Raw genomic sequence first — 12,382 nt, forward strand, 5'->3', positions numbered from 1 at the left:
GGAAGATGAGTTGCGCGGAGGGATGCCCCCTCCCCGGCGCTGCGCGCCGACCTCTCCCCGCAAGCGCGGGGCGAGGTGACTTCAAAGGCTAGCCCTTGGCCGGCAGGTTGGTGCGGATGTGCAGCTCCTTGAGCTGCTTGGGCGTTGCTTCCGACGGCGCGCCCATCAGCAAATCCATGGCCTGCTGATTCATCGGGAACAGCGAGATCTCGCGCAGATTGTTGGTGCCGCAGAGCAGCATCACAATGCGGTCGAGACCGGCCGCCATGCCGCCATGCGGCGGCGCGCCGTACTGGAACGCACGGTACATGCCGCCGAAGCGGTCGATGACCTCCTGCTCGCCATAGCCCGCGATCTCGAACGCCTTCACCATCGCTTCCGGCTTGTGGTTGCGGATGCCGCCGGAGGCGATCTCGTAGCCGTTGCAGGCGATGTCGTACTGGAACGCCTTGATGGTCAGCGGGTCCTGCGACGTCAGCGCGTCGAGGCCGCCCTGCGGCATCGAGAACGGGTTGTGCGAGAAGTCGACCTTCTTGTTCTCCTCGTCATACTCGTACATCGGGAAGTCGACGATCCAGGCGAGCTCGAAGCGGTCCTTGTCGATCTGATTCAGCTCCTCGCCGAGTTTTGTGCGCGCGAGACCGGCGAACTTCCAGAACTTCTCGGGATCGCCGGCGACGAAGAACGCCGCGTCGCCCTCCTTGAGGCCGAGCTGGTCGCGGATCGCAGCGGTGCGTTCCGGGCCGATGTTGTTCGCCAAGGGACCTGCGCCCTCGCCGCCCTCGCGCCACATGATGTAGCCGAGGCCAGGCTGGCCCTCGCCCTGCGCCCACGAGTTCATGCGGTCGCAGAAGGCGCGTGAGCCGCCGCCGGTGCCCGGGATCGCCCAGACCTGGTTCTTCGGGTCTTCCAGCATCCGCGCGAACACCTTGAAGCCGGAGCCGCGGAAGTGCTCGGAGACTTCCTGCATCACGATCTTGTTGCGCAGGTCGGGCTTGTCGGAGCCGTATTTGCGCACGGCTTCCGCAAACGGAATCCGCGGCCAGTTCTTGGTGACCGGCTTGCCCTTGGCAAAATCTTCGAACACGCCGGTGATCACAGGCTCCATCGCCGCGAACACGTCGTCCTGTTCGACAAAACTCATCTCGACGTCGAGCTGGTAGAACTCGCCCGGCAGGCGGTCGGCGCGCGGGTCCTCGTCGCGGAAGCACGGCGCGATCTGGAAGTAACGGTCGAAGCCCGACATCATCAACAGCTGCTTGTACTGCTGCGGCGCCTGCGGCAGCGCGTAGAACTTGCCGGGATGGATCCGCGACGGCACCAGGAAGTCGCGCGCGCCTTCCGGCGAGGACGCCGTCAGGATCGGGGTCTGGAATTCGAAGAAGCCCTGCTCCTTCATCCGCTTGCGCATGGAATCGACCACCGCGCCGCGAGTCATGATGTTCTGGTGCAGCTTCTCGCGACGCAGGTCGAGGAAGCGGTACTTCAGCCTGATGTCCTCAGGATATTCCTGCTCTCCGAACACCGGCAGCGGCAGCTCGGCCGCCGGGCCCAGCACCTCGATCTCCTTGATGTAGACCTCGATCATGCCGGTCGGCAGTTCCGGATTGTCGGTGCCGGCGGGACGGTGGCGCACCTTGCCGTCGATCCGAACCACCCACTCCGAGCGGAACTTCTCGACCTCGGCGAATGCCGGCGAGTCCGGATCGGCCACGCACTGGGTGATGCCGTAATGGTCGCGCAAATCGACGAACAGCACGCCGCCATGGTCTCGGACACGATGGACCCAGCCTGACAGCCTGGCCGTCTGGTCGATATCGCTCTCTCGGAGCGCGCCGCATGTGTGTGACCGGTAGCGATGCATATTCGTTCCAAAACTGATGTCGGAGGGTCGAATCGCGACAGGGCCAAAATGCCCTATCCGAAGTTGCGGAGGGTTTACCCGACGGGGCCGGGTGCGGCAACCAATGGAACGGCCGGTTTTCGGGGCAAACGGAAGATTTTCCTGACCGGAGCCGCCAATCGTTTGCCTATTCGGCCCGCAGGCCTATCTTCCCGACATGACCATCCATTTCCCGTTCCAGAACACCTATTCGGCGCTGCCGGCGAACTTTTTCGCCCGCGTCGCGCCGACCCCGGTGGCCGCCCCCCGGCTGATCAGGCTGAACCGGCCGCTCGCGCTCCAGCTCGGGCTGGATCCGGACCTGCTCTCGACCCCGGAGGGCACCGAAATCCTCGCCGGCAAGCGCCTGCCTGACGGCGCCGACCCGATCGCGATGGCCTATGCGGGCCACCAGTTCGGGCACTTTGTTCCCCAGCTCGGCGACGGTCGCGCCATCCTGCTCGGCGAGGTCATCGACCGGGACGGCGTCCGCCGCGACATCCAGCTCAAGGGAAGTGGCCCGACCCCGTTTTCCCGCCGCGGCGACGGCCGCGCCGCGCTCGGCCCCGTGCTGCGCGAATACATCGTCAGCGAGGCGATGTTCGCATTGGGCATTCCGACCACCCGTTCGCTTGCCGCCGTCGTCACCGGCGAACCCGTGATGCGCGAGACCGCGCTGCCGGGCGCCGTGCTGACCCGCGTCGCCTCGAGCCACATCCGCGTCGGCACCTTCCAGTTCTTCGCCGCCCGCGGCGACACCGACGGCGTGCGGGCGCTGGCCGACCATGTCATCGCCAGGCACTATCCCGAGCTGAAGGGTACCGATCAGCCCTACCACGCGCTGCTCGCCGGCGTCGTCGCGCGACAGGCCGCGCTGGTCGCGCGATGGCTCTTGGTCGGCTTCATCCACGGCGTGATGAACACCGACAACACGTCGATCTCGGGCGAGACCATCGACTACGGCCCCTGCGCCTTCCTCGACGCCTACAACCCGGCGCAGGTGTTCTCCTCGATCGACGAGATGGGCCGCTACGCCTACGCCAACCAGCCGCGCATCGCTTTGTGGAATCTGACTCGGCTCGCCGAATGCCTGCTGCCGCTGTTCGCCGACGACCAGGAGAAGGCGATCGAACAGGCGCAAGTGATCCTCGGCGACTTCCCGGAAAAATTCACCGCGGCCTATCAGGCCGGGCTGCGTGCCAAGGTCGGCCTCTTCACCGCGCGCGACGGCGACGAGGCGCTGATCCAGGACCTGCTCGACGCGATGGCAAAGAACGGTGCTGACTTCACGCTGACCTTCCGCCATCTCGGCGAGGCGGCAAACGATGACGCCGCCGACGTCCGCGCGCAGTTCCTCGAGCCCACAGCGTTCGACGAATGGGCCCCCCGCTGGCGCGCCCGCCTCGCGCTGGAACAGCAGACGCCGGCGGAGCGCAAGGCCGCGATGCGCGCCGTCAACCCGGCCTTCATCCCGCGCAACCACCGCATCGAAGCGGTGATCCAGGCCGCCGTCACCAACGACGACTACGCGCCGTTCGAGGAGCTGCTGACGGTGCTGGCGAAGCCGTTCGAGGACCAACCACAGTTCGCGGCCTACGCCGATCCGCCGCTCCCCGAGCAGCGCGTGACGCAGACGTTCTGCGGGACGTGAGGCGCCCTCACACCGTCACGACGATCTTGCCGAACTGCACGTTTGACTCCAGGTACCGATGCGCCTCGACGATCTCCTCGAACGGAAACGTCCTGGCGATGATCGGCTTCAACGCACCGTCGGCAAGCCCATCGAGGGTGAACGCCTTCGCCGCCGCCAGCCGCGCCGGATCGCGGACGATCTCGTGCACGCGGTAGCCGCGCAGGATCAGGCTCTTGCTCAGCACGGTGAACAGCGGAAATGGCGTCGGTTCCGGACTGAGCCCGCCATACTCGATGAGGATGCCGCCGTGTGCCATCGCTGATGTCAGCGGCATGAAGGCGGGGCCACCGACCGCATCGAGCACCACACGAACACGGTTCGGCCCCGCGATGTCCTCGAGCCGCAACTGCAAATCCTCCTCCGCCGCGGCAATGACGTGGGCAGCGCCCGCCTCAAGCAGCGCCTGCTTCTTGATGGAGGTCCGCGTCACCGCGATCGGGATCGCGCCAATACGATTGGCGATCTGGATCGCCGCGAGCCCGACGCTGCTCGAGGCCGCGGTGATCACGACGAACTCCGCACGGGCGAGCCTCGCAACATCGATCAAGGCGCCATATGCCGTGAAGTACTGCATCCACACTGCGGCCGCCGTCTCGAACGCCAGCGCCGGCGGATGCTTGACGACCAGTTCGGCCGGGAACGTCGCGAGTTCGCCATAGGCCGGCCACCGCGCCATCGAGATCGGCGGCACAATGCTGACGGCATCCCCGGGCGCGAACCCACCGGCGCCCTCGCCGATCGCCTCGACGATGCCGGCGGCTTCGAGGCCGAGGCCGGATGGCAGCGTCGGCGTCTCGATATAGGTGCCCGTGCGCATTAAGGCCTCGGCGCGGTTCAGTCCGAGCGCCTTGATCCGGATCTGGATCTCGCCGCGCGCAGGTGGCGCGATCGCCACATCCTCGATCCGCAGCACCTCGGGACCACCATGTTGATGGAAACGAACGACGCGAGCCATTGGCAACACTCCAAAACAGTTGAATCGAATGAGCTATGCCAAGGCAAATTCAGTAGATAAATCATCCCGCAGACTAAGCAGTCAAAACTGGGGGTTTCGAATGATGGACCGCTTGACCAGCATGGCCGTCTTTCTCAAGGCGGTCGATCTCGGCTCCTTCGCCGCCGCCGAGGCGCTTGAGATGTCTGGTCCGATGGTCGGCAAGCATGTCCGCTTCCTCGAACAGCGGCTCGGCGTCCGCCTGATCCACCGCACCACGCGACGTCAGAGCCTGACCGAGTTCGGGCACGTCTATTACGAGCGTTGCCGCGCGGTGCTTGCCGAAGCGGACGCGGCCGACGCGCTCGCTTCCGATCAACTGTCCGAACCACGCGGACGGCTGCGGGTGACGATGCCGGCGCTGCTCGGCCGCATTTGCGTCGTCCCCACGTTGCTCAAGCTGGCGCAGAAATATCCTGCGCTGGAGCTCGATCTCGCGTTCGGCGATTCGGTCGCGGATCTGATGGAGGGCGGCTACGACCTTGCGATCAGGACCGGCGAGCTCAACGAGCAATCCGGCGTAATCGCGCGCCAGCGCATGGTGGTGTGCGGCTCGCGCGCGTATTTGAAGGCCCACGGCAAACCCCGCGCGCTCGACGAACTCGACCAGCACCAGGCGATCGTCTATCGCCGCTCCGGGGGCGTTCGCCCGTGGCTGTTCCCGCGCGACGGTCAGCCGCCGCGCGAAGTCTGGCCGGCCGGCCGGCTCAGGCTCGACGATCTCGAAGCGATCGCCGACGCTGCGGCCCGCGGCATGGGGCTGGCGTGGCTGCCCTCCTGGCTCGTGCGCGAACGCCTCGACAGCGGCGCGCTGGTCCGCGTTCTCGGCATCGAAGGAGAATTTCCCTACGACTGCCACGCGCTCTGGCTGCCGACGCCGCGACTGCCGCTCAAAGTCCGGCTTGCCGTGGACGCACTCGCAGCCGCGCTGCCGAAGCTCGTGGCGTAGCGCGATCGCCTTGTTCCCGCGGCACCTCGTGAGCGTTAACTCACCCTCCACCATGCAAGGAGGCCGGCCGCGGTAACCATAAGGCTTAACAGCGCGTCAACGCTCCCCCAACAAGTCTAACTGTTTCTAATGGGGGAGAACGGCCCGTGGACGCATTTGCATTTGAATTTATGGGATTGGCGATGATCGCGCTCTGCCTTGTCGTGCTGGCGATGCCGGCGGCACGCCGACCGTCGAAGAACATGCGTTACGAGTGAGCCGCCCGACGCGGCGCGCGGCGGGCCAAGCGGATCGACGTGTGGTAAACGGGCGCCCCGCCCGGCCGTCGTCGTCAATGGAGGAGATCGTTCATGTTGGACCACGTCTCCATCACCGTATCCAACATCCGCGTTGCCGAGCCCTTTTACGACGCCGTGATGGCGGCGCTCGCCGTCACCAAGATGAGCAGTGGTGAGGCGTGGATCAGCTACGGCGAGCGCTGTGACGCAGATCATCCAGACCTGACCTATTTGCTGATCCGCCCAGGACCTGTGCCCGAAGCAGCATACGGGCGGCATTGGTGCTTCAAGGCGCAACTCAGGGAGCAGGTTGACACCTTTTGGCGTGCCGGGCTTGCGGCAGGCGGATCGGACGACGGCGCGCCGGGTCTTCGGCCCGAATATCATCCACACTATTACGGAGCGTTTCTACGCGACCCGGACGGCAACCGTATCGAAGCCGTCTGCCATCGGCGTTCCGCGTAAAGCCGCATCGGCCTCCACATTGACTCCACGCCGCGCGCCGCTCGTCCCACCGTCCCGACACCTCAGCCTTGCCTGACCGCGGCCGCACAGCCGCCTTCCGCGGTGCTATGGTCGCACCGTCCCGCCGTCGCGCCATTTGATTCCCTGCCATGACCGAGACCGCCTCCTCGCTGATCCATCCCGGCTGGTTTGCCGCGATCGCCATCCTGTTGTGGGCCACCAGCCTGCTGCCGGAATTCCTCACCGCGCTGCTGTTCTTCGCCGCGGTCGCGGTGTTTCGCGCTGCGCCGCCGGACGTGCTGTTCTCCGGCTTCCAGTCGGAAGCGTTCTGGCTGGTGCTCGGCGGCTTCGTGATCGGCAGCGCGATCCGCAAGGTCGGGCTCGCTGACCGGATCGCGCGCGCCCTTGCCGGACATCTCACCGGGTCCTGGCTCCGGATGGTCGCCGGCGTCATTGTGCTGACCTATGCGCTGGCCTTCGTGATGCCCTCGAACATGGGCCGCATCGCGCTGTTGATGCCGATCATCCTGGCGCTGGCCGATCGCGCCGGCCTCGCGGAGGGATCGCCGGGCCGCTACGCGCTCGCGCTCGCGGTGGGTTTTGGTACCTATCAGCTCTCGGCGTCGATCCTGCCGGCGAATGTGCCGAACCTGATCATGACCGGCGCCGCCGAGCGGGCCTATGGCGTGCGTTTCGACTACATGTCGTATCTCGTGCTGCACGCGCCCGTGATCGGCATCCTCAAGGGCATCGTGCTGATCGGCTGTCTGGTGTGGCTGTTTCCGGCATCGCCCAAGCCGATCGAGAGCAGCACCGAGACGACACCCATGAGCGCGGCGGAATGGCGGCTCTCGATCATCCTGCTTGCCACGCTCGCGTTCTGGATGACGGATAGCCTGCACGGCATCCGCCCGGCATGGGTCGGGCTCGTCTCCGCATGCCTCTGCCTGCTGCCGCGCGTGGGTTTCCTCAACGGCGAGGAATTCGCCGCCGGCGTCAACGTCCGCACCTGCATCTATCTCGGCGGCATCCTCGGGCTTGCTGCAGTCGTCGCCTGGTCCGGGCTCGGCACTGCGATCGGCGATCTCATCATTCCGCATCTGCCACTCGATCCGGCGCGGCCGGCGGCGGATTTCGCATCGATGATCGGGCTTGCCAGCCTGCTGAACTTCGTCGTCACCGCCAACGGCGTCCCCGCGGTGTTCACGCCGCTGGCCTCCTCGCTCGCCGCGCACACCGGCTTGAGCCTTCCGACCGTGCTGATGTCGCAGGTCTTCGCCTATGCGACGCCGCTGTTGCCGTATCAGGCGGCCCCGATCGTCGACGCCGCCGGCATGGCGCGCGTGCCGACCAGCGCAGCGGTCAAGATGTGCCTCCTCGTCGGCCTGATCTCGTTCGTCGTGCTCGCGCCGCTCTATCTCGTCTGGTTCAGGTTGCTCGGCTGGATCGGCTGAGCGGCGTCGCAAGAAATATCGCGCTCGGGCGCACCAAAGGGCGATATCCTTCGCTGATGAGTCCACTTTCATGTGACGCAAGTCCGGGAATTGACGACACTTGAACGACACCGATATGCAGCAATCCAGCACACCGCCCTCAACTGCGCGCACCGGCCATTCGCCGCTCGAGGTGCTGCTCATTTTCCTCAAGCTCGGCGTCAGCTGCTTCGGCGGCCCGATCGCCCATATCGGCTATTTCCGCGACGAGTTCGTCACCCGCAGGCGCTGGCTTGACGAGCAGGCCTATGCGGATCTGGTCGCGCTCTGCCAGTTCCTGCCGGGCCCTGCGAGCAGCCAGGTCGGCTTTTCGCTCGGCCTGATGCGATCAGGCTACCTCGGCGCGCTGGCGGCCTGGACCGGCTTCACGCTGCCGTCAGCGATTGCGCTGGTGCTGTTTGCCTTCGGCGCCAGTGGATTGAGCGGCCCGGCCGGCGCAGGCCTGGTGCATGGCCTGAAGCTCGTCGCGGTTGCGATCGTGGCGCAAGCCGTCTGGGGCATGGCGCGGTCGCTCTGTCCCGACCGCGAGCGCGCCTCGATTGCGACAGCGGCGGCACTGATGATCCTCGCGAGCGCTTCATCGATCGCGCAGATCGGCGCCATCATTCTCGGCGCCGTCGCCGGGTTCTGGCTCTGCCGGGCACAACCGGCCGACGGCGTCACGCATATCACGATGCCGGTGTCACGCGGGGTTGGCGTGGGCGCATTGATCCTGTTCCTGGCGCTGCTCGCCGGCTTGCCACTGCTGGCCCGGGCATGGCCGGGCCTCGGCCTGTTCGAGGCCTTCTACCGCTCCGGCGCGCTGGTGTTCGGCGGCGGCCACGTCGTGCTGCCGCTTCTGCGCGAAGCCGTGGTGACGCCGGGCTGGATCGGCGACGATGCGTTCCTGACCGGTTACGGCGCCGCGCAGGCCGTGCCGGGCCCGCTGTTCACCTTCGCGGCCTATCTCGGCACCGTGATCGGCGGCGTGCCGGGCGCGATCGTCGGCCTCGTCGGCATCTTCCTGCCGGGAATTCTCGTCCTGCTCGCGGCGCTGCCGTTCTGGGACGGCTTCCGCAAGCGCCCGGCTGCGCAGGCGATGATGCGCGGCGTCAACGCCGCCGTGGTCGGCATCCTCGGTGCGGCACTCTACGATCCGGTCTGGACCAGCAGCGTGCACCGTCCGCTCGATTTCGGCATCGCACTGGCGGGCTTCGTGCTGCTCACGGCATGGCGCGCCCCGCCGCTGCTCGTGGTCGTCCTCTGTGCGGCAGCCGGCATCGCGGCCGGGCTCCTGCAATCGTGAACAGCCGGGCTGGCCTCAGCCCCGGCCGGATTAAGGACGCCTTCATGCCTCGCCGCCAGAATGCCGGGCCTGTTCCCCGGAGCGGCTGATGCCGGACGTTCAAGAGCAACCGGGCCCGACCAGGGTTCCGATACTCGACCTGCTGCGGCTCGCCGCGGTCGGGGCCGTGATCCTGTATCATTACGGCTTCTGGGGTCCCGCATCGCACGGCGTTCAGCAGGTCGCGATGCCGTATCTCGCGACGGTCGCGCAGTATGGATTCCTCGGCGTCCCCGTGTTCTTCGCGATCAGCGGCTTCGTCATTGCCTATTCGGCCGAAGGCCGCACGCCGGTCGGCTTCGCGATCGCCCGCTTCAGCCGCATCTATCCGACCTTCGTCATCTGCATGACGCTGACCTTCCTCGCGACGCTGCTGGTGGGCCATGCCTGGTTCCACGTAACGTGGGGGCAATGGCTGGCAAACCTGTTCATTGCGGCACCGATGTTCGGCCAGCCTTATATGGACGACGCCTACTGGTCGCTGGTGATCGAGGTCGTGTTCTACGTCTGGGTCGCGCTGTTCCTGGCCTGGGGCATCTTCCCGCGGCGGATCGACACGATCATCGTGGCATGGATCGCCATCACCTTCGTCAACGAACTGACCCTCGACATTCCCCTGTTCGAGAAACTCTTCATGGCCGACGACAGCGGCTTCTTCGCCGTCGGGCTCCTGATCTATGAACATTACCGGGGACGGCGCGACACCAGGCTCTACAGCCTGCTGACGCTGGCGATGGGAACGGCGACGTTCCAGGCCGTGCACAAGCTGGAACGGCTCGGCGTCCACACCCATGGCAGCTTCGATCCCATGGTCGTCACGGCCATCTGCATCGTCTCGCTCGGCATCGTGTTCGCCGCCACCCGCATCAAGTCGGTGCCGCTGCCGGCTGGCCTCGTCAGCGCCGTGGGCGGCATCACCTATCCGCTCTATCTGCTGCATCTGCAGCTCGGTTACGTGACCCTGCTTGCGATCACGCCCACGCCGGATGCGCTTTCGACCGCGCTCGTTCTCACGGCCGTCGTCGTGCTGGCGTGGTTTGTCTGGCGCTTCCTCGAAGCTCCCGCGCATGGTCTCGTCAGGGACAAACTCACGCTGCTGGCCTCGCGGCACGGATGGCCCTCGCGCATTCGCGCGCGGGAGGCCCGGATCGATCGGGACCGCATCACCGCGCCGGTCGAGGCCGGCGGGATCGCCAATCACTGAGTTGCCCGACGGCGCAAGCCCCTTATGCAAAAATATTTCCGTTTATCGGAACACCCAACTCGGTGTATGGTTCGCCCGTCTCACCCGATCGAGGGGCGCTTCGCGGTCGTCACGAACGTGGGTCGAGATGCGGTGGACGCGGAGTGCGCAGTCGACGAATGCGCATGAGGCGGACGGTGAAGTCGTGTGGTCCTGACGCCCTAGCGGCAGGTGTCTTTTCGAATTGCGCGATGCGCGTTGCGAAGACGGTGACAAGCAAGCCCAGTCTCGCCGGGGAGAGCACGAAGTAAGCCGTAGCCCATCGCGCAGGGAAAGCCGGGTTGTTTCCGGTTACACCTGTGGTCCAACCCGTGCTTTCTACCTTTTGCACGGGGCCCATGGGTGCGATCGGCACCCGGCTTTCCCTGCGCCCTCTGATCAAGGAGAGGGCGGAACGAAGAGCAAGGCTCGGACAATTCACGTCGCGAGAATGCGCAACTGCGTCCCCACCACAACCGTCATCGCCCGGCTTGACCGGGCGATCCAGTACGCCGCGGCCTTCCGGCTCAAGCACCGGCGTCTCTGGAATACTGGTTCACCCGCATGCGCGGGTGATGACAGCGCGTGGTGTGACGCCTTGAATCGAGAACCATCCTCATCGTCCTCCTGGCGAAAGCCAGGACCCATTACCCCAAAAGCCGGCTGCCGCACGAGGCCGGGGCCGCGATCCCCGACCAACGAATTTCGGTGGTTATGGGTCCTGGCTTTCGCCAGGACGACAGACGAATTCGCGGCACGACCAGGCCGAAAACCCCCTCGAATCACGCCCAATCAATTCAAAAATGCCCTGTCCCTCACCCTGTGCAGGGCCAAAATCCCAGCAAGACCCTTGACATAGCTGCCCTTTCGGCAGAACGCGTGGGGTCAAGCCGTCATGGACTGTTCATGGATCTGATTAGCACGACCCCCGACCTCGCCGCCGCCTGCGACCGGCTCGCTCAACACAAGGTCATCACCGTCGACACCGAGTTCCTGCGGGAGACGACCTACTATCCGCTGCTCTGCGTCGTGCAGATGGCGAGCGCGGACGAAGCCGTCGTGGTCGACGCGCTGGCGCCCGACATCGACCTCAAGCCGTTCTTCGATCTGATGTCGAACGAGGCCGTGCTGAAGGTGTTTCATGCCGCGCGGCAGGACATCGAGATCGTCTGGCATCTCTCCGGCACCATCCCGCATCCGATCTTCGACACTCAGGTCGCCGCCATGGTGCTCGGCTATGGCGACAGCATCGCCTATGACCAGCTGGTCGATCGCGTCACCGGCCACCGTCCCGACAAGACCCATCGCTTCACCGACTGGTCGCGCCGCCCGCTGAGCGACGAGCAGCTGCACTACGCGGTCTCCGACGTCACCCATCTGCGCGAGGTGTTCGCCGCGCTCGACGCCGATCTCAGGAAGCGCGACCGCAGCGAGTGGGTCAGCGAGGAGATGGAGGTCCTGACCTCGCCGAAGACCTACGATTTCCATCCCGAGCGTGCCTGGGAGCGGCTCAAGACCCGCGTCCGCAAGCCGCGCGAACTCGCGGTGCTGATCGAGGTCGCGGCCTGGCGCGAGCAGGAGGCGCAGAGCCGCGACGTACCGCGCTCGCGCGTGCTCAAGGACGATGCCGTCGGCGATATCGCCACCCATGCGCCGACCTCGCTCGACAAGCTCGGCAATCTGCGTTCGCTGCCGAAGGGTTTTGAGCGCTCGAAATGGGGCGCCGACATCATTGCTGCCGTGCAGCGCGGGCTGGCGCGCGACCAGGCGTCGCTCCCCAAGCTGGAAAAGCCGCGCAACAACTCCAATGGTGCCGCGACCGTCGAGCTGCTGAAGGTGCTGCTGCGCATGACCTCGGAGCGCCACGGCGTCGCCAGCAAGGTGATCGCCACCGTCGACGATCTCGAGCAGATCGCGGCCGACGATCAGGCCGAGGTCGGCGCCCTGCACGGCTGGCGGCGCGAATTGTTCGGCGAGGCTGCGCTCAAGCTCAAGCACGGCGAGCTCGCGCTCGCGATCGACAAGGGCCGCGTGGTGCGGGTGGATCGGAGCTAGCGCACGTCGGGTCGAAGCCCTCTGCTG

The 12,382-nt window shown here is 66.0% G+C and carries 9 protein-coding genes; 7 read left to right on the top strand and 2 right to left on the bottom strand.

Annotation, left to right across the window (positions count from 1 at the left end):
• Positions 1 to 88: 88 nt before the first annotated feature.
• Positions 89 to 1,864, bottom strand: coding sequence for an aspartate--tRNA ligase (gene aspS / locus K359_RS0127935; protein ID WP_029082272.1), 1,776 nt, complete (start codon positions 1,862 to 1,864; stop codon positions 89 to 91).
• Between the two features lie 196 nt (positions 1,865 to 2,060).
• Here aspS and K359_RS0127940 point away from each other — a divergent pair, with 196 nt between their 5' ends.
• Positions 2,061 to 3,533 carry a YdiU family protein gene (locus tag K359_RS0127940; protein WP_029082273.1) on the top strand — a complete coding sequence of 491 codons (1,473 nt, stop codon included), beginning with the start codon at positions 2,061 to 2,063 and terminating at the stop codon, positions 3,531 to 3,533.
• A gap of 7 nt (positions 3,534 to 3,540) precedes the next feature.
• On the opposite strand, the gene K359_RS0127945 is transcribed toward K359_RS0127940, so the two are convergent.
• Positions 3,541 to 4,530, bottom strand: a complete 990-nt coding sequence (locus K359_RS0127945; protein ID WP_029082274.1) for a zinc-dependent alcohol dehydrogenase family protein — start codon at positions 4,528 to 4,530, stop codon at positions 3,541 to 3,543.
• Positions 4,531 to 4,633: 103 nt separating this feature from the next.
• On the opposite strand from K359_RS0127945, the gene K359_RS0127950 reads away from it, so the two are divergent.
• The 6 genes from K359_RS0127950 (at position 4,634) to rnd (ending at position 12,355) form a co-directional block, all read left to right on the top strand.
• Positions 4,634 to 5,518, top strand: a complete 885-nt coding sequence (locus tag K359_RS0127950; protein ID WP_029082275.1) for a LysR family transcriptional regulator — start codon at positions 4,634 to 4,636, stop codon at positions 5,516 to 5,518.
• A gap of 350 nt (positions 5,519 to 5,868) precedes the next feature.
• Positions 5,869 to 6,261, top strand: coding sequence for a VOC family protein (locus tag K359_RS0127960; protein WP_029082276.1), 393 nt, complete (start codon positions 5,869 to 5,871; stop codon positions 6,259 to 6,261).
• A gap of 149 nt (positions 6,262 to 6,410) precedes the next feature.
• A complete protein-coding gene (locus K359_RS0127965) occupies positions 6,411 to 7,715 on the top strand; it encodes an SLC13 family permease (protein ID WP_051346449.1) in 1,305 nt (434 codons plus the stop codon).
• 115 nt (positions 7,716 to 7,830) lie between these two features.
• Positions 7,831 to 9,039 (top strand): chromate efflux transporter, encoded by a 1,209-nt coding sequence (chrA, locus tag K359_RS0127970; protein ID WP_029082278.1) that lies wholly within the window; start codon positions 7,831 to 7,833, stop codon positions 9,037 to 9,039.
• Between the two features lie 88 nt (positions 9,040 to 9,127).
• Complete coding sequence (locus tag K359_RS53210) at positions 9,128 to 10,282, top strand: acyltransferase (protein ID WP_051346450.1); 1,155 nt, start codon at positions 9,128 to 9,130, stop codon at positions 10,280 to 10,282.
• A 924-nt stretch (positions 10,283 to 11,206) separates the two neighbouring features.
• On the top strand, positions 11,207 to 12,355 hold the full coding sequence (gene rnd / locus K359_RS0127980) for a ribonuclease D (RefSeq protein WP_029082279.1): 1,149 nt from the start codon (positions 11,207 to 11,209) through the stop codon (positions 12,353 to 12,355).
• The last annotated feature ends 27 nt before the right edge of the window (positions 12,356 to 12,382 follow it).

The sequence above is a fragment of the Bradyrhizobium sp. th-b2 genome (genome assembly GCF_000426785.1).
GTDB classification, from domain to species: domain Bacteria; phylum Pseudomonadota; class Alphaproteobacteria; order Rhizobiales; family Xanthobacteraceae; genus Bradyrhizobium; species Bradyrhizobium septentrionale.

Excerpts from the sequence above, each read along its gene's own strand:
- aspS (WP_029082272.1), bottom strand. The coding sequence starts at position 1,864 with ATGCATCGCTACCGGTCACACACATGCGGCGCGCTCCGAGAGAGCGAT.
- K359_RS0127940 (WP_029082273.1), top strand. The coding sequence starts at position 2,061 with ATGACCATCCATTTCCCGTTCCAGAACACCTATTCGGCGCTGCCGGCG.
- K359_RS0127945 (WP_029082274.1), bottom strand. The coding sequence starts at position 4,530 with ATGGCTCGCGTCGTTCGTTTCCATCAACATGGTGGTCCCGAGGTGCTG.
- K359_RS0127950 (WP_029082275.1), top strand. The coding sequence starts at position 4,634 with ATGGACCGCTTGACCAGCATGGCCGTCTTTCTCAAGGCGGTCGATCTC.
- K359_RS0127960 (WP_029082276.1), top strand. The coding sequence starts at position 5,869 with ATGTTGGACCACGTCTCCATCACCGTATCCAACATCCGCGTTGCCGAG.
- K359_RS0127965 (WP_051346449.1), top strand. The coding sequence starts at position 6,411 with ATGACCGAGACCGCCTCCTCGCTGATCCATCCCGGCTGGTTTGCCGCG.
- chrA (WP_029082278.1), top strand. The coding sequence starts at position 7,831 with ATGCAGCAATCCAGCACACCGCCCTCAACTGCGCGCACCGGCCATTCG.
- K359_RS53210 (WP_051346450.1), top strand. The coding sequence starts at position 9,128 with ATGCCGGACGTTCAAGAGCAACCGGGCCCGACCAGGGTTCCGATACTC.
- rnd (WP_029082279.1), top strand. The coding sequence starts at position 11,207 with ATGGATCTGATTAGCACGACCCCCGACCTCGCCGCCGCCTGCGACCGG.